This window comes from Yoonia sp. R2331 (genome assembly GCF_041103235.1).
In the GTDB taxonomy this organism is placed as follows: Bacteria; Pseudomonadota; Alphaproteobacteria; order Rhodobacterales; family Rhodobacteraceae; genus CANMYO01.
Window position 1 is genome coordinate 1,192,597 of record NZ_JBGCUN010000001.1, and the last position, 16,638, is coordinate 1,209,234.

Consider the following 16,638-nt stretch of genomic DNA (forward strand, 5'->3'; position numbering starts at 1 on the left):
ACATGGCAACGATTGTCCTATCTGCAGCCGGAATGGCACTCGGCGGATCTATTGGCGGTTCAGTACTTGGGTTGTCGATGGCAACGATTGGGCGCGCGGCGGGCGCTGTTCTTGGCCGTGCGATCGACCAACGCATCCTGGGCGCAGGATCTGAACCGGTCGAGGTCGGTCGTGTTGATCGTTTTCGCCTGACCGGCGCAAGCGAGGGCATGGCTGTTCAGTCAGTGTTTGGCCGCATGCGCGTGCCCGGTCAGGTCATCTGGGCCACGCAGTTTGTCGAAACAGAAACCACCTCTGGTGGGGGAAAGGGCGCAGGCCCGCAGCCCACCGTCACAGAATTCAGCTATTCGGTGAGCCTTGCCATCGCGTTGTGCGAGGGCGAGATTACCCGTGTTGGCCGTATCTGGGCGGATGGAACAGAGATTTCGCCGCAGGCGCTGAACATGCGGGTCTACAAGGGCGACCGACTACAGCAACCTGATCCTAAAATTGTCGCGGTTGAGGGGAACGGAAATGCGCCGGCATATCGCGGTGTCGCGTATGTGGTGCTTGAAGACTTGCAGTTGGACCAGTTTGGCAACCGCGTGCCGCAGCTTACGTTTGAAGTCATGCGCCCGTCAGAACCAGATGAGCCACGTCCGCGCGCGGACATAGCGCGGCAAGTCAAAGGGGTCGCGATGATCCCCGGCACCGGGGAGTTTTCGTTGGCCAAAGACCCGGTCTATTTGAGCGGTGATTTTGGTGAGCAAGTTGCGATCAACGAAAACACGCCTTCGGGGCAAAGCGATTTCATCACATCGACCACTGCACTGACTGAAGAATTGCCTGCCTGTCGGTCGGTGTCGCTTGTCGTCTCGTGGTTCGGGTCTGATTTGCGCTGTGCAGACTGCGAAGTGGCCCCTAAAGTCGAGCAGAAGACTGCCGAAGGCGAACCGATGGTCTGGGGCGTTGCAGGCGCGACGCGGTCAAGTGCGGGTGTCGTTCCCCAATTGGATGGGCGGCCCGTCTATGGTGGCACACCGTCCGATGCCTCTGTTGTAGATGCGATCAAGGCGTTGCGGGCACGCAGCCAGCGCCCAATGTTTTATCCGTTCATCTTGATGGAGCAGATGGGGGGAAATACGCTGCCCGACCCGTGGACGGGTGAGGTCGGTCAACCCAAACTGCCGTGGCGTGGGCGTATCACGACCTCAAAAGCGCCGGATCAGCAAGGCACTCCTGACCAAACCGCAGGCGCTGCTGCGGAGGTCGCAGACTTCTTCGGGACCGCGCAACCGTCTGACTTTCAGATAGATGGTGAGGTAGTGCGATATACCGGGCCTGAGGAATGGAAATATCGCCGTTTCATTCTGCATTATGCGCATCTGTGTGCAGCGGCTGGTGGCGTATCCGCGTTCTGTATCGGCTCGGAAATGGTGGCGCTCACCCAGATCCGTGCCACCGGGGGTCAATTTCCGGCCGTCGCGGCGCTGTGCCAGTTGGCATCTGAATGTCGCGCGATTTTGGGTCCGGATTGCAAAATCAGCTATGCCGCCGATTGGTCGGAGTACCATGGCTATCAACCGGTCGGGACAAGCGACAAGCTGTTCCACCTTGATCCGTTGTGGTCTGATCCGAATATCGACTTCATTGGTATCGACAATTATATGCCGCTGTCAGATTGGCGGGATGGCTCTGACCATTCGGACGCTGATTGGGGATCAATCTACAATCTGTCCTACTTGCAGTCTAATGTCACCGGCGGGGAAGGGTATGACTGGTTCTATCACTCTCCCGAGGCACGGGCGGCGCAGATCAGAACACCCATCACCGACGGTGATGGTGAACCCTGGGTCTGGCGCTACAAGGATTTGCCGGGGTGGTGGTCGCACACCCACCACAATCGGATAAACGGGCAGCGGCAGGCGACGCCGACATGCTGGGTCCCCAAGTCTAAACCGTTTTGGTTCACCGAATTTGGATGTGCAGCAATTGATAAGGGCACAAACCAGCCCAACAAGTTTCTTGATCCGAAATCGTCGGAATCCCTGTTGCCGTATTTCTCGAACGGGATGCGGGACGACTTCATGCAGATGCAATATCTGCGTGCGTTTTATGGTCACTATGCCAATGGTGCCAACAACCCTTATACGGACGTGGAATATACCGGTCGCATGCTGGACATGTCCCGCGCCCATGTTTGGGCCTGGGACGCGCGGCCATTTCCGTTCTTTCCGTCAAACGCCGCGCTTTGGTCGGACGGCGACAACTACGCGCGCGGGCATTGGTTGAATGGCCGAAGCTCATCTCGGACTTTGGCAAGCGTTGTTGCGGAAATCTGTGAACGGGCTGGGCTGGCGGACTACGATGTCAGCAAGCTTTACGGACTGGTGCGGGGCTATGCGGTGTCGGATGTGGGAAGTGCGCGGGCCGCCCTGCAACCTTTGATGCTGGCGTATGGGTTTGATGCAGTGGAACGCGAAGGCATGCTGGTCTTCTTCAACCGCGATGGTCTTTCCGATGCGGTGCTGACGCAGGATGATCTGGCACTTGATCCTGAAAAAGACGCCGCAGCCGTTCATACACGGGCGCCGTCGGTTGAAGTCGCTGGACGGGTTCAGATCGGGTTTCTGGATGCCGAAGCCGACTACGACGTTGCCGTGAGCGAAACGATCCATCCAGACGAACAGACCACAACGATCGCGCGGTCAGAATTCCCGCTGGTCCTGACGCGGGCCGAAGGCGCGCGAATTGCAGCGCGCTGGACCCACGAGGCGCGGGTGGCAAAAGATAGCGTAACCTTTGCTTTACCCCTGTCGCAGTCCGGCTTGGGTGCGGGTGACATCGTCGACCTACGCGATACCGGCCATCAAGGGCACTACCGTATCGACCGCACCGATGACGCCGGAATGGTGCTGGCAGAGGCGACACGCGTGGACCATGAGGTCTATCTCCCGCAGCCGCAGATCGAAGAGGGCGCACGACTGAAACCCTTTGTCGCGCCTACCCCGGTCGAGGCGATCTTTCTTGATCTCCCACTTTTGACAGGAAATGAGGTGCCGCACGAGCCGCATCTGGCGCTGACAGCGAGCCCCTGGTCGGGCGGGGTGGCGCTTTATTCGTCACCGCAGGACAGCAACTATATCCTGCAAGATATCATGCGGTATCGCAGTACCGTAGGGATCACGCAGACAGCCCTGCATGACGGCCCGTTGGGGATCTGGGATCGTCGCAGGTTTCGGGTGAAATTGGTCAGCGGTTCGCTGCAATCCGTCACGCCTGAGGTGCTGTTCTCGGGCGCCAATACCCTTGCAATAGGCGATGGCACGACCGACAACTGGGAAGTCCTGCAGTTTTCAGATGCCACCCTTGTCGAGCCCAGGACCTACGAATTGACAGGCCTTCTGCGCGGCCAATCCGGGTCAGATGGCATAATGCCCAACGTCTGGCCTGTTGGTTCCAAGGTTGTGCTGCTGAACGGGCGGCCTGAACAAATCACGATCCCGACCGCGTCACGCGGCAATCCCCGTCACTACCGCTATGGACCGGTAAAACGGCCCGTCAGTGACCGCAGCTATCGCCATCTTGAGCTGACGTTCAAAGGCAATGGCTATCGACCCTATCCAGTCTCCCACCTTCAGGCATTGCCAGTCGGCAGCGGTCTGGATGTGAACTGGATCAGGCGGACCCGGATTGACGGCGATATGTGGGGTGCGGGGGACGTGCCACTCGGCGAGAACAGTGAGGCCTATGTGGTGCAGGTGCGACAGGGTAACGCGATCTTGCGCGAAGTGACACGGTTGGCCCCCAATTGGAGCTATAGCACCGCCAACATGACGTCCGATACAAACGGCAATGATTTTACCATTCATGTTGCCCAGGTATCAGACAGGTACGGGCCGGGACCATTCCGCAGCGTCTTGATCGAGCAACCCTGATGCGCCCAGTCTATCCAAGTGACTTGCAGGACACAGCAAGGGCCTTGATGCCCGCGCCCGATGCCGAACGACGACAACTTGCGCGCGCCATACTCTGGCGCGCAGATATCGCGGACCGCTATAGCAAGCACCATCACCGACCTCACCCCGAATATGGACAAGGGTCGCTGGGTGATGCGGCGCGCAGTTTTCCACGTGGAAAATTGCCTCGACATTGTGATGCAGACTACCTGCACTGCCTGTCGATTGTACTGGAGGCGCAATTGGTCAAATCCCCACATCACACCACGTGATTTCGCCCATCAAACCTTTGTTCTTTGCGAACGTTGCCTATCTGGGATAAGCAAAAGCTGAACAAAGGAGTGGCGTTATGGCCGAAGCTCGTACACATCTGCGCGAAATTGATCCTGTTTGGCAACGCATCTGTCAGGACGCGCAGGATAGCGTTACACGCGAACCTTTGGTCGGGTCCTTGGTGCATGATGGCATCTTGCAGCATTCCGAATTCAAGGTTGCATTGGGCTATCGGCTCGCGATGAAACTCGCTTCGACCGAGATGTCAGCGCAGACAATCAGCGAAATTGCGCGTATGGCCTATACCGCAAACGAAGACATCGTGCAGGACGCGCGCGCTGATCTGGTGGCGACTTATGATCGTGATCCTGCCTGCCACCGGCTGATGCAGCCGCTGATGTTCTTCAAAGGGTATCAGGCTGTGCAGGCATATCGCCTTGGGCACCATCTGTTCATAAACGGGCAACACGATCTGGCCTATTTCGTGCAAATGCGCGTGTCAGAGGTGTTTGGCGTCGATATTCACCCCGCCGCGCGCATCGGCAAAGGCATCATGATTGACCATGCCCATTCCATCGTGATCGGCGAAACGGCTGTCGTAGGCGACAATGTCTCAATGCTGCATTCGGTGACATTGGGCGGGACCGGCAAAGAAGAAGAGATTCGTCATCCGACCATTGGTGACGGCGTTCTGATCGGGGCTGGTGCAAAAGTGCTTGGCAATATCTCGGTGGGCCACTGCAGCCGGATCGCGGCTGGGTCTGTGGTATTGCAGGACGTGCCACCGATGAAGACCGTGGCAGGTGTTCCAGCCAAGATCGTGGGAGAGGCGGGATGCGCCCAACCATCGATTACGATGGATCAGGGTCTCGGCATTCTGGACTAAGCTTAAGAATCAGAAACGCCGGGCATCGCCCGGCGTTATCTTTTGTTTTCAAAGAGGTATCAGGCGAGCATCGTCATAGGATTTTCAAGGTTGTCCTTGATTACCTGCAGCAGATTTGCACCCAAAGCCCCGTCGATCACACGGTGATCGACGGACAACGTGACAGACATCACAATCCCTACTGTCAATTCGCCATCGGTCCCGACAATCGGCTTTTTGACGCCCGCACCAACGGCCAGAATGGCAGCATGGGGCGGATTGATGATGGCATCAAAGTTGTCGATCCCGAACATCCCAAGGTTGGAAATCGCAAAGCTGCCGCCTTGATACTCATGCGGCGCCAATTTGCGGTCACGGGCGCGGCCTGCAAGGTCCTTCATCTCAGCGGACAGGGCGGACAGAGACTTCATCTCGGCGTCCTTCAACACCGGAGTAAACAACCCACCTTCGATGGCAACGGCAACGGCCACATCCGACTTTTCGAATTTCAGCGTCCGATCACCGGCCCAGACAGCATTCGCCTCTGGGACTTGCTGCAAAGCAAGCGCGCAGGCCTTGATGATGAAGTCGTTGACCGACAATTTCACGCCGCGTGGTTCAAGCTGTTTGTTCAGCTGGCTGCGGAACTTCATCAGCGCATCAAGCTGAATGTCACGCCGCAGGTAGAAATGCGGCACCGACTGCTTAGCCTCTGTCAGACGGGCTGCGATGGTCTTGCGCATGCCATCCAGTTTGACCTCTTCAAACGGGCGACCTTCGTAGGTCTTGATTACGACATCGGTCGATGGACCAGCCGCAAGTGCCGCCGGTGCGGCGTCCGCTTTGGCCGCAGGTGCCGCTGCAGGTTTGGTACCGGGTTGCGCGTTTTCGACGTCGGCTTTGACGATGCGGCCATGCGGGCCAGAGCCCTTGATCGCAGTAAGGTCCAAACCTTTGTCAGCCGCGATACGCCGCGCAAGCGGAGATGCGAAGACCCGGTTGCCATCTTTTGCAGATGCTGCAGGCGCAGGCGCGGACGATGGCGCAGCGGGTGCCGCTTCTGGTGCGGCTGCAGGGGCAGGGGCCGCTGCTGCTGCTGCGGTCGTGTCTTCGATGTCGTCAGCACTTTCACCGTCTTCAAGAAGCAAGGCGATCACATCGTTGACCTTCACACCTTCGGTGCCCTCAGCCACGACGATCTTGCCAATCACGCCTTCATCGACGGCTTCAAATTCCATCGTGGCTTTGTCGGTTTCAATCTCGGCCATGACGTCACCGCTGGATACGGTGTCACCTTCTTTGACCAGCCATTTCGCCAAGGTCCCTTCTTCCATTGTCGGGGACAGTGCGGGCATCAGAATTTCTGTCGGCATCGCGCGTTCTCCTTAACGGTAGGTGACTTTTTTGACGGCTTCGATGACCTCTGCGGTCGTTACAAGCGCGTGCTTTTCAAGATTGGCAGCATAAGGCATAGGCACGTCCTTGCCGGTGCAGGTGATGACCGGGGCATCTAGATAGTCGAACGCCTCTTGCATCACGGTGCTGGCGATATAGCCGCCAACGCTGCCTTGCGGCCAGCCTTCTTCGACGGTGACCAGCCGGTTTGTCTTGCGCACCGATTCCAGAATGGCGGGCATGTCCATCGGGCGCAGGCTGCGCAAGTTGATCACTTCCGCATTCACACCCTCTTCTGCCAGCTTTTCTGCGGCCTCGAGTGCATATGTCATACCGATCCCGAACGATACGATCGTGACGTCATCACCGGCGCGTTCAATCTTGGCCTTGCCGAATGGGATCGTGAAGTCATCCATGACCGGCACATCAAACGACCGCCCGTACAGAATCTCATTCTCAAGGAAAATGACGGGATTGTTGTCGCGGATCGCCGTCTTCATCAGGCCTTTGGCATCTGAGGCCGAATAAGGCATCACAACTTTCAGTCCCGGGATCTGCATGTACCATGCGGCATAGTCCTGGCTGTGCTGTGCGCCAACCCGTGCAGCCGCACCATTTGGCCCGCGAAACACCATCGGCGCGCCCATCTGACCGCCCGACATATACAGTGTCTTGGCGGCGGAGTTTATAATATGGTCAATGGCTTGCATGGCGAAGTTAAACGTCATGAACTCGACAATCGGGCGCAGGCCACCAAAGGCCGCACCGACCCCAATCCCTGCAAAACCATGCTCTGTGATCGGCGTGTCGATGACGCGTTTCGCGCCGAATTCGTCCAGCAGACCCTGAGAGATTTTGTAGGCACCTTGGTACTCTGCAACCTCTTCACCCATCAGGAAAACGTGGTCGTCACGGCGCATCTCTTCGGCCATGGCGTCACGCAATGCTTCACGCACAGTTGTCGATTTGACGTCTGTCCCTTCAGGCCAATCAGGCGATTGATCTGCCGGTGCGGCGACTGGCGCCGCTGCTTCAGCCGGTGCCGGTGCGGCCTCGGCTGGGGCTGCTGCCGCTGCGGGGGCAGGGGCGGCACCTTCGGCAGGTACGTCTTCGCCTTCTTCGACAAGGATCGCAATCGCAGTGTTCACTTTGACGCCTTCGGTGCCTTCGGCGATCAGGATTTTGCCGACAATGCCTTCATCGACGGCTTCGAACTCCATCGTGGCCTTGTCGGTTTCAATCTCGGCCATGATGTCACCGCTTGATACGGTGTCACCTTCTTTGACCAACCATTTGGCCAGCGTACCTTCTTCCATTGTCGGCGACAGGGCGGGCATCAGGATCTCGGTTGCCATGATTTACACCTCTTCTTTCGCGTAAATGTCGGTCCAAAGTTCTTCCAATGCAGGCTCTGGGCTTTCCTTGGAGAATTCAGCAGCGTCGTTGACGATGCCTTTGATCTCTTTGTCGATGGCCTTGAGATCATCCTCTGTGGCGTGCTTGCCGGTCAGCAGCATGTCACGGACCTGCTCAATCGGGTCACGCTCGTCGCGCATCTTTTGCACTTCTTCGCGGGTCCGGTATTTCGCGGGGTCCGACATGGAATGTCCACGATACCGGTAGGTCTTCACTTCCAGAATGTAGGGGCCTTTGCCCGCGCGGCAGTGGGCAACGGCACGTTCACCGGCCTCTTTGACGGCCAGAACGCTCATGCCGTCCACCTCTTCGCCGGGGATGCCGTAGGCGGCACCACGCTCCCACAGGCTGGGCGACTTGGTTGAGCGCTGGACGCTTGTGCCCATGGCGTATTGGTTATTTTCGATAACGAATACGACCGGCAGATCCCACAGCTCGGCCATGTTGTAAGTTTCATAGACTTGGCCCTGGTTTGCAGCCCCGTCACCGAAATAGGTGAAGGTCACCCGGCCGTTGTCGAGATATTTGTCAGCAAAGGCCAGACCGGCACCCAGTGGCACCTGTGCGGCGACAATTCCGTGACCGCCGTAGAAATGCTTCTCTTTGCTGAACATATGCATAGAGCCGCCCTTGCCTTTGGAATAGCCGCCCTCACGTCCGGTCAGCTCTGCCATGACACCTTTGGGGTCCATGCCGCAGGCCAGCATATGGCCGTGGTCGCGGTACGATGTAATGCGCTTGTCGCCGTCTTCTGCAGCAGCCTCCAGGCCAACAACAACGGCCTCTTGTCCGATGTAGAGGTGGCAGAAGCCACCAATCAGGCCCATTCCGTAGAGCTGACCGGCCTTTTCCTCGAACCGGCGGATCAACAACATTTCACGATAATGGCCCAGCAATTCCTCGGCAGAAACATTCGGCTTCTTGGCCGCTTTCTTCGGTGGCATAGGTGTCCTCCCTGGTGGCGACAGAATAGTTTAGCGTTAAACTATCGCTACAGCATAGCCGGGACCAAAGCGAGACGCAATGCGCCCCTAGGTCAACACCTCAGGACAACCCCGTGTTGCGTTTAGCGGATAACAAGCTCGTCTGCGCGGATCAGGCCCAGCACGTCGCGGGCCTGCTCATCCAGCAGATCGAGGTCCAGAAAAGTGTCCGACAGACGGGTCGTCAGGTTTTCCATCCGCGAGACCTCGGCGCGCAGTGTTACAAGCTCTGCCTGCAAATCGCGCGCTTCTGCATTCACTTCGGCGCGCTTGAACACGCCGTAGTCACCTTGCACGGCGGCAAAGGTGAAATAGAGGCACAACATCAGCGCACCAAGAAAATACAAAAGGGGGCCCATCGGGGGCAAGGTACGCCGGTTCATCTGCCTCTCCTGCAGCTCTTGTTGGCTGCGTTTCGGTAGAATCGCACAAACGAATCGCCTTGTGAATCCCTTTAATGGTGCGATGCGCAGATTTTATCCGGCGACAGAGGCGGCAAAGATGTCCTCAATCGTTTCGCTCAGCATTTGGTTGAAATCTGCGTCGCTTTGCTGTGCTGATAAGCCTTCGGTCAGCGCGCGCGAAAAGCTGGCAATGACACCTTTGTTCTGTGACAAACGAGCATTGGCCTCGGCCCGATCATAGCCACCTGACAAGGCCACGACCCGCATCACCTTGGGGTGGTTCACCAGCGGCTGATAGACGTTAGCCTGTTCCGGCAAAGTCAGCTTCAACATGATCTCTTGCCCGTCGGGAATCCGTGCCAGATGCCGCAGGATCGCGTCGCACAACATCTTTTCTGCCGTCTCTTTGTCGGCCATGTTGATATTGATTTCAGGCTCAAGGATTGGCATCAGCCCACGCTCCAGCACGCGAAACCCCACATCGAACTGCTGCGTGACGATGGCTTCGATCCCGCTTTCGGATGCTGCATTGATGACAGACCGTTCCTTGGTGCCAAAAATGCCCTTGTCCTTGGCGCGCGCCAAAAGGGCATCAAGCCCCGGCATCGGCTTGAGCAATTGAACGCCGTTATCGTCAGCCTCTAACCCCTTGTCGATCTTCAAGAAAGGCACCACGCGACGTTCGTTCCACAGGTATTTGGCCGCGGGTTGGCCGCCAAATTCGCGGTCCATCGTCATCTCAAACAAAATGGCACCAACTACCTTGGCACCAGTAAAAGCGGGGGCGTCGGCAATGCGCGCGCGCATCGCATGGATCTGATCGAACATTTCGGCATCGTTGGCATAGGCATTTTCATTAACGCCATAAAGCCGCAACGCCTTGGGGGTTGAGCCGCCGCTTTGATCCAGTGCCGCAATAAACCCGTTCCCGTTGCGCACTTGCGCTGCCATGTCCTGATGCACTTTCAATCTCCGCCTTCAATTTCCAAGGGTGATGTCCCTTGGCTTGTGCTTAGGGCAGGGCTGGCAGGCTTACAATTCTGGTGGCGCTAACGCTGGCGCTATCAGGTGCGATTAGCCTTGCAGGGCGGCAACACCGGGCAGCTCTTTGCCTTCCAGCCACTCCAGAAAGGCACCACCAGCAGTCGAGATGTAGGTGAAGTCGTCCGCCGCACCGGCCTTGTTCAGCGCAGCCACCGTGTCACCACCACCGGCAACAGAGGTCAGCTTGCCTGCTTTCGACAGTTCCGCCGCCTTTTTCGCGGCAGCATTGGTGGCCGCATCGAACGGCTCGATCTCGAACGCACCAAGTGGGCCGTTCCAGACAAGCGTTTCGCTTGCCTCCAAAGCGGCTGCAATCGCGCCAACGGCGTTGGGACCCGCATCCAGGATCATTGCATCTGCAGGACAAGCATCCGCGTTGACCGTTTCATGGGCGGCTCCAGCCTTGAATTCACGGGCGACAACAACGTCTTCGGGCAACATGATCTTGCATCCGGCTGCCTCTGCCTTGGCAAGGATGTCGCGGGCGGTCTCTGCCAGATCGTGTTCGCAGAGCGACTTGCCAACGTCGATGCCTTGCGCGGCAAGAAAGGTGTTGGCCATGCCGCCACCGATCACAAGGTTGTCGACCTTGGCGACCAGATTGCCTAGCAGATCCAGCTTGGTTGACACCTTTGCGCCGCCAACCACTGCCGTGACAGGGCGCTTTGGTGTCTCCAGCGCGTTTTCCAGCGCGCGCAACTCCTCTTCCATCAGTCTGCCAGCGCAGGCGGGCAACAGGTGGGCAATCGCCTCTGTGCTGGCATGGGCGCGGTGTGCCGCTGAAAAGGCGTCATTGACGTAGATATCGGCGAGTGAGGCAAGGCGCTTGGTAAAGGCCGGGTCATTGGCTTCTTCGCCGGGATTGAATCGCAGGTTTTCCAGCAGCAAAACCTCGTCACCTTCCAGTTCTTTGACCGCATCGCGGTAATCCGCATTCGCCCAAACCACAGGCCAGCCAAGCACCTCAGCAACTGTTCCCGCAATATGCTCTAGCGACATCTCTGGCACGACCTTGCCCTTGGGGCGACCAAAATGCGCCATCAGGATCACTGTGCCACCAGCGTGCTGGATATGGTCCACCGTCGGCACAATGCGCTCGATCCGTGTGGCATCCGTCACTTCGCCGTTTTCCATCGGAACATTGATATCGACCCGCACAAGGACCCGTTTCTTGTTCAGATCCATCTCATCAAGGGTTTTCCAAGCCATTTCACGCTCCTTTGGGTCAACGTGACGCTCAGATGCGGCAAGGATGCGTGAACGTCAACAGCGTGTGCTTGGCAATTGCGCCGTTGGGCCATATGTCTGGCCCCAACAAACAAGTGTAGGAGAACGGCATGGCCGACATCAAAGACCCCGAAAACACAATCATCATGACCCTCAAGGATGGTGATGTGACCATTCAACTGCTGCCCGATGTGGCGCCCAAGCACGTTGAACGGATGAAGGAACTGGCCCGCGCTGGCAAATATGACAACGTGGCCTTTCACCGGGTTATTGATGGGTTCATGGCCCAGACGGGCGATGTCGAACATGCCAATATGGAAAACAACTATAACCCGGGCCGTGCCGGAACCGGCGGGTCGGACATGCCTGATCTGCCCGCTGAATTCTCTAAAATCCCGCACGCACGCGGTTCGCTGGGTGCGGCACGTTCGGCCAACCCGAATTCTGCCAACAGCCAGTTCTTTATCAACTTCAAAGACAATGACTTCTTGAACGGTCAATACACGGTCTATGGGCAGGTGATTTCAGGCATGGAACACGTTGACGCCATCGCCAAGGGCGAGCCGCCTGCGAACCCTGACCGGATGGTCAGCGTCAAGGTTGCCGCCGATGTTTAAGTGGATCATCCCACTGGCGCTGTGCGCCGGGACAGCGCAGGCAACCGGGCTTGAGATCGACATCGCGGGCGAGGCGAACGGCACAATCGTCGTTGATCTGTTCGAAGATGTTGCACCTTTGCACGTGGCCCAGATCACCGCGATCGCCGCGGATGGGGCATATGATGGTGTGGTCTTTCACCGGGTTATTGATGGCTTCATGGCCCAGACCGGCGATGTTGAGTTTGGCAAGGCCGGCGGCGACATGCGGCGTGCTGGCACCGGCGGGTCCAGCCTGCCTGACATTCCGGCCGAATTCTCTGAACTTAGCTTTGAGCGTGGTGTAGTGGGCATGGCGCGGGCGCAAAATCCGAATTCGGCCAACAGCCAATTCTTCATCATGTTTGAACCGGGTCTCTTCTTGAACGGTCAGTACACGATCGTGGGCGAGGTGACGTCGGGCATGGATGTGGTTGACGCAATCAAACGCGGCGACGGTCCAAACGGGGCTGTGATCGGCGAGCCCGACATGATGTCTGCAGTCCGGGTCACGGACTAACACTTCTTATTCATAGCCCCCTCACGTTCGCGCGAGGGGGCTATGCCGCAAGCGCTTGAAAGGTCAGGGTAAGACAACCACGACCCGGAGACCTTTGATGCGCTTGATTTCCCTGATGACCGCCACGCTGCTGTGGATGACACCGGCCCATGCCAATCCCGATTTCTGGGTGCATGAATGGCCGAACACGGACTTCGAAAAAACCACCGTTGAAAACTGGGTCGAAATCCTATCTGGCGGCCCGCCCAAGGATGGCATCCCGGCACTGACCGGGCCGGATTTTATTGCCGTGGCAGAGGAAAACCGTCTGCAACCGCTGGAGCCGGTCATCACGCTCGAGATTGAGGGCGAAGTACCGCGCGCCTATCCGATCCGCTACCTGACATGGCATGAAATCGTGAACGATAGTGTGGGTGGCCTGCCGGTCGCGGTGACGTTCTGCCCTTTGTGCAACTCTGGCATCACCTTTGATCGCCGGGTGCAAGGGCAGGTGCTGGAATTTGGCGTCTCTGGCAAACTCCGCAATTCCGATATGGTCATGTATGACCGCCAAACCGAAAGCTGGTGGCAGCAGGCTGTTGGCACCGGCATCGTCGGTGAATTGACTGGTGTCGAATTGGACACGCTGCCCAGTTGGATGGAAAGTTGGGAGCTTTTTGCCGCCCGCAACCCAGATGGTCTGGTAATGCAGGAACCCAATTTTCCGCGTCGGTATGGGGCCAATCCATATGTGCAATATGACAGCTCGCAACGGCCGTTCCTATATTCCGGAGAGATGCCGCCGCACGACATCCCCGCCTTGGCGCGCGTGGTCCGCGTCGGTAATCGCGCTTGGCCGATGACCCGGTTGGCCGAAGAGGGCAAAGTCGAAGAGGCGGGTGTCACACTCAGCTGGACTGCCGGACAGGCATCGGCGCTTGACAGCCAGCGGATTGCGGCAGGTCGCGATGTTGGCAATGTACGGGTGCGCGATGCCAGTGGTGCTGACGTGGCCCACGACGTAATGTTTGCCTTTGCCTTTCACGCTTTCTGGCCGGACGGCACGTGGATGTTGCCAAATTGAGCGGGCAAAGCCCGCACGACATCATGGTGCTTCGGTGATCTGAGCCCGTTTGATCGTGCGGTAGCGCTGCTTAGGTGCCGCAAAAGGTGCGCGTGACGACCTCGGTCTCTGTCGGTGGGACAGCATAAGGTTGGCGGGTGCCATCAAGCAGGGCGAATGGTTGTGTGATGACAGCCAACATTTCGTGGAAGGGATCAAAGCCGCCTGCGACGCCAGCGGCGATCACCGCCTCTATCTGGTGATTGCGAGGGATAACCTGCGGATTGCAACGCGCCATGATTGCCGCGTAATCCGGTGCGCGCCGGGCTGACCAGCGGGCCTGCCAGTCTGCGAAGGCATCGCGATCGGCAAATTGATCTTGTGCATTCGCCCCGGCCAGCCCGGCAAAGGTATTGGTGAAATCCGAGCCATCTGTGGCCATCAGCGCCAGCAGATCTTCGATCAGTGTTTTGTCGTCGGGCGTCGGATTGGTCAGCCCCAACTTACCAGCGAAAACCTCAAGGTGGGCCGCCTCGTAAAGGTCGGGAAAAGTGTTCACGCTGGCGGTAAACACCTCAATCGCCTCATCCTTATCCGGCATAAGCGGGATCAGCGCCGTTGCCAATTGCGCGCAATTCCACGCGGCAATGCCCGGCTGGTTACCATAGGCATAGCGGCCCATCTGGTCGATAGAGCTAAAGACCTTACTGGGGTGATAGGCATCCACAAAGGCGCAGGGACCATAATCAATGGTCTCGCCTGCGACACTGCAATTGTCGGTGTTCATCACCCCATGAATGAACCCCAGCCCCATCCATTGCGCGACAAGCGTGGCTTGCCGGGCGACGACTGCGCGCAGAAACGCATCGGGTGATGTGGCGTCAGGATAATGTCGCGCGGTGGTGTGTTGATAAAGCGCTTCGAGCGCTTCCAGATCACCACGCGCTGCATGCACCTGAAATGTGCCGACACGGATATGGCTTTGCGCAACGCGGGTCAGGATCGCGCCGGGCAGGCGGGTTTCGCGATAGACGTCCTCGCCTGTCGTAACAGCTGCAAGCGCGCGCGTCGTGGGCACACCAAGGGCGTGCATCGCCTCTGACACCAGATATTCGCGCAGCACCGGCCCCAGCCATGATCGGCCATCACCGCTGCGCGAATAGGGCGTGCGACCAGACCCTTTCAATTGAATATCGCGCCGCACCCCATCGGTGCCGACAACTTCCCCCAACAGGATCGCGCGGCCGTCACCCAGCTGCGGGTTCCACTGGCCGAACTGATGCGCCGCATAAAGCTGTGCAAGCGGGGTGCTGCCGTCTGCGACTGCATTGCCTGCAAAGACATCCCGCGCTGCATCAGCGCCGAACCAAGCACCGTCAATGCCAAGAAGGGCCGCCAGATCATCATTCCGCGCAATCCAGGCAGGCGCTTTGACAGGGGTTGGTGGCAATGTTGTGAACATCTGCGCAGGCAAGCGCGCAAATGAATTGTCAAAAGGGATCGCGATCACAACCGGTCGGTCATCAAGATGACCGTCTCTGATCCCGTAAATCCAACTCTGCGGCAAAAGCGGCTGGCGATGTCGTCAGGTCCGGCGGCGTGGGCGTGAAGCGCCTTCATGCCGGCCTCGCGCAGCGAGACAGCAACAGAATGAACCACCTCAGTCCCAATCCCGCGCCGCCTGACGGACGGTCGGATATAAACCTCTGTCAGCCAACCGATCATCCCGCCCAAGGGCACAGACCAACCGAATGTCACCATCACATAGCCCAGCGGGGCGCGTTGTGGCCCGATCAGCCAGATCGCTCCAAGAGGAGAACCTTCGAGGATTGGGGTAACGACAGCCTCGCGATGGGCATCATCATAGGGTTGCTGCGTCTCTTCATGATGCCGCGCCATCAGGTCCAAAGCGCGCGGCGCGTCCTGTGGACCCGCAAGGATCAATGCCGTGGTCATAGCCGCGCCAACCGTTCGGTCAGCAAATCAAAGAACCCGGCGGCATCCATATCCCCCATGAACAGCGCATTGGCCGGGCGGTCCGTGACGCGCCACCAGTCGGCAACGGTCATGCCTAGGGTCAGATCCGATGACGTTTCAATCTCGACATTCACGGTGCGGCCAGAGAACAGCGCAGGTGCGATCAGATAGGCGATCACGCAAGGGTCATGCAGCGGCGCACCTTCAGAGCCGTACTTTTCCTTGTCGAACCGTTCGAAAAAGTCGGTCCAGGCTGCCACCATGTCACCGACGCGGGTTCCCATTGCGCGAAAGGCATCAACGCGTTCGCGGGTTGTCAGCGCCTTATGGGTCACATCGAGCGGCATCACCACAATTGGCACGCCTGACGCAAATACCGCTTTGGCAGCTTCGGGGTCCACGTAGATGTTGAATTCGGCTGCCGGTGTAATGTTGCCCACCTCAAAATAGGCGCCCCCCATCAGCACGATTTCCTGCACCTTTTTGATGATATCCGGCGCACGCTCAAAGGCTGTCGCAATATTCGTAAGGGGGCCAAGCGGGCAAAGCGTGACACTGCCAGCCGGTTCGGTGCGCAACGTCTCGATGATGAAGTCGACAGCGTGCTGATCCTGCAGCGGCATGGTTGGATCATCCATCTGTGGACCGTCAAGGCCGGTCTTGCCATGCACATGCTCTGCCGTAACCAGAGTGCGCACCAGTGGTCGATCACAGCCAGCAAACACCTTGGTGTCGGTCTTGCCAGCAAGTTCGCAAACGATCCGGGCATTCCTTTCGGTCAAGGGCAGGGGGACGTTTCCGGCCACGGCGGTTATGCCCAGCACTGTGATGTCTTCTGGAGACGCCAGCGCCAACAGGATCGCGACTGCATCGTCCTGTCCGGGGTCTGTGTCGATAATAATCTTGCGGGGCGCCATGG

At 58.2% G+C, this 16,638-nt stretch carries 15 protein-coding genes; 6 read left to right on the forward strand and 9 right to left on the reverse strand.

Translation table 11 applies throughout. The annotated features are described in order from the left end of the window. Positions 1 to 2 precede the first annotated feature (2 nt). The 3 genes from AB3Y40_RS06070 to cysE all read left to right on the forward strand — a co-directional run bounded on the left by AB3Y40_RS06070 (position 3) and on the right by cysE (position 5,097). Positions 3 to 3,917 (forward strand): baseplate multidomain protein megatron, encoded by a 3,915-nt coding sequence (locus AB3Y40_RS06070; RefSeq protein ID WP_369437897.1) that lies wholly within the window; start codon positions 3 to 5, stop codon positions 3,915 to 3,917. Next, complete coding sequence (locus AB3Y40_RS20405) at positions 3,917 to 4,210, forward strand: DUF7742 family protein (protein WP_459553969.1); 294 nt, start codon at positions 3,917 to 3,919, stop codon at positions 4,208 to 4,210. Before AB3Y40_RS06070 ends, AB3Y40_RS20405 begins: the two co-directional genes overlap by 1 nt. A 77-nt stretch (positions 4,211 to 4,287) precedes the next feature. Beyond that, complete coding sequence (cysE, locus tag AB3Y40_RS06075) at positions 4,288 to 5,097, forward strand: serine O-acetyltransferase (RefSeq protein ID WP_369437898.1); 810 nt, start codon at positions 4,288 to 4,290, stop codon at positions 5,095 to 5,097. A 59-nt stretch (positions 5,098 to 5,156) separates the two neighbouring features. Here the strand turns inward: cysE and AB3Y40_RS06080 are convergent, their stop codons facing one another. From AB3Y40_RS06080 to AB3Y40_RS06105, 6 genes are all read right to left on the reverse strand, one after another. Then, positions 5,157 to 6,449 carry a pyruvate dehydrogenase complex dihydrolipoamide acetyltransferase gene (locus AB3Y40_RS06080; protein ID WP_369437899.1) on the reverse strand — a complete coding sequence of 431 codons (1,293 nt, stop codon included), beginning with the start codon at positions 6,447 to 6,449 and terminating at the stop codon, positions 5,157 to 5,159. A gap of 12 nt (positions 6,450 to 6,461) precedes the next feature. Further along, on the reverse strand, positions 6,462 to 7,826 hold the full coding sequence (locus AB3Y40_RS06085) for a pyruvate dehydrogenase complex E1 component subunit beta (protein WP_369437900.1): 1,365 nt from the start codon (positions 7,824 to 7,826) through the stop codon (positions 6,462 to 6,464). A 3-nt stretch (positions 7,827 to 7,829) separates the two neighbouring features. Further along, complete coding sequence (pdhA, locus tag AB3Y40_RS06090; protein ID WP_369437901.1) at positions 7,830 to 8,831, reverse strand: pyruvate dehydrogenase (acetyl-transferring) E1 component subunit alpha; 1,002 nt, start codon at positions 8,829 to 8,831, stop codon at positions 7,830 to 7,832. 122 nt (positions 8,832 to 8,953) lie between these two features. Then, a complete protein-coding gene (locus AB3Y40_RS06095; RefSeq protein WP_369437902.1) occupies positions 8,954 to 9,253 on the reverse strand; it encodes an FtsB family cell division protein in 300 nt (99 codons plus the stop codon). A 93-nt stretch (positions 9,254 to 9,346) separates the two neighbouring features. Beyond that, entirely contained in the window at positions 9,347 to 10,225 is an 879-nt protein-coding gene (locus AB3Y40_RS06100) for a fructose bisphosphate aldolase (protein WP_369437903.1), read from the reverse strand. A gap of 123 nt (positions 10,226 to 10,348) precedes the next feature. Continuing rightward, a complete protein-coding gene (locus AB3Y40_RS06105) occupies positions 10,349 to 11,527 on the reverse strand; it encodes a phosphoglycerate kinase (RefSeq protein ID WP_369437904.1) in 1,179 nt (392 codons plus the stop codon). Positions 11,528 to 11,655: 128 nt separating this feature from the next. Between AB3Y40_RS06105 and AB3Y40_RS06110 the strand changes: the two genes are divergently transcribed. From AB3Y40_RS06110 to AB3Y40_RS06120, 3 genes are all read left to right on the forward strand, one after another. Then, positions 11,656 to 12,162: a peptidylprolyl isomerase gene (locus tag AB3Y40_RS06110; protein WP_369437905.1), complete on the forward strand. Its 507-nt coding sequence runs from the start codon at positions 11,656 to 11,658 to the stop codon at positions 12,160 to 12,162. After that, positions 12,155 to 12,700, forward strand: coding sequence for a peptidylprolyl isomerase (locus AB3Y40_RS06115; protein ID WP_369437906.1), 546 nt, complete (start codon positions 12,155 to 12,157; stop codon positions 12,698 to 12,700). Before AB3Y40_RS06110 ends, AB3Y40_RS06115 begins: the two co-directional genes overlap by 8 nt. 97 nt (positions 12,701 to 12,797) lie before the next feature. Next, complete coding sequence (locus tag AB3Y40_RS06120) at positions 12,798 to 13,763, forward strand: DUF3179 domain-containing protein (RefSeq protein WP_369437907.1); 966 nt, start codon at positions 12,798 to 12,800, stop codon at positions 13,761 to 13,763. A 70-nt stretch (positions 13,764 to 13,833) separates the two neighbouring features. On the opposite strand, the gene AB3Y40_RS06125 is transcribed toward AB3Y40_RS06120, so the two are convergent. From AB3Y40_RS06125 to AB3Y40_RS06135, 3 genes are read right to left on the reverse strand one after another with little or no spacing between them, the layout of a single operon-like run. Continuing rightward, positions 13,834 to 15,249, reverse strand: coding sequence for a protein adenylyltransferase SelO (locus AB3Y40_RS06125; protein ID WP_369439615.1), 1,416 nt, complete (start codon positions 15,247 to 15,249; stop codon positions 13,834 to 13,836). Then, positions 15,249 to 15,698, reverse strand: a complete 450-nt coding sequence (locus tag AB3Y40_RS06130) for a GNAT family N-acetyltransferase (RefSeq protein WP_369437908.1) — start codon at positions 15,696 to 15,698, stop codon at positions 15,249 to 15,251. Before AB3Y40_RS06130 ends, AB3Y40_RS06125 begins: the two co-directional genes overlap by 1 nt. Further along, positions 15,695 to 16,636, reverse strand: a complete 942-nt coding sequence (locus AB3Y40_RS06135) for a nucleoside hydrolase (RefSeq protein WP_369437909.1) — start codon at positions 16,634 to 16,636, stop codon at positions 15,695 to 15,697. The genes AB3Y40_RS06130 and AB3Y40_RS06135 overlap by 4 nt, the downstream gene beginning before the upstream one ends. Between the last annotated feature and the right edge of the window lie 2 nt (positions 16,637 to 16,638).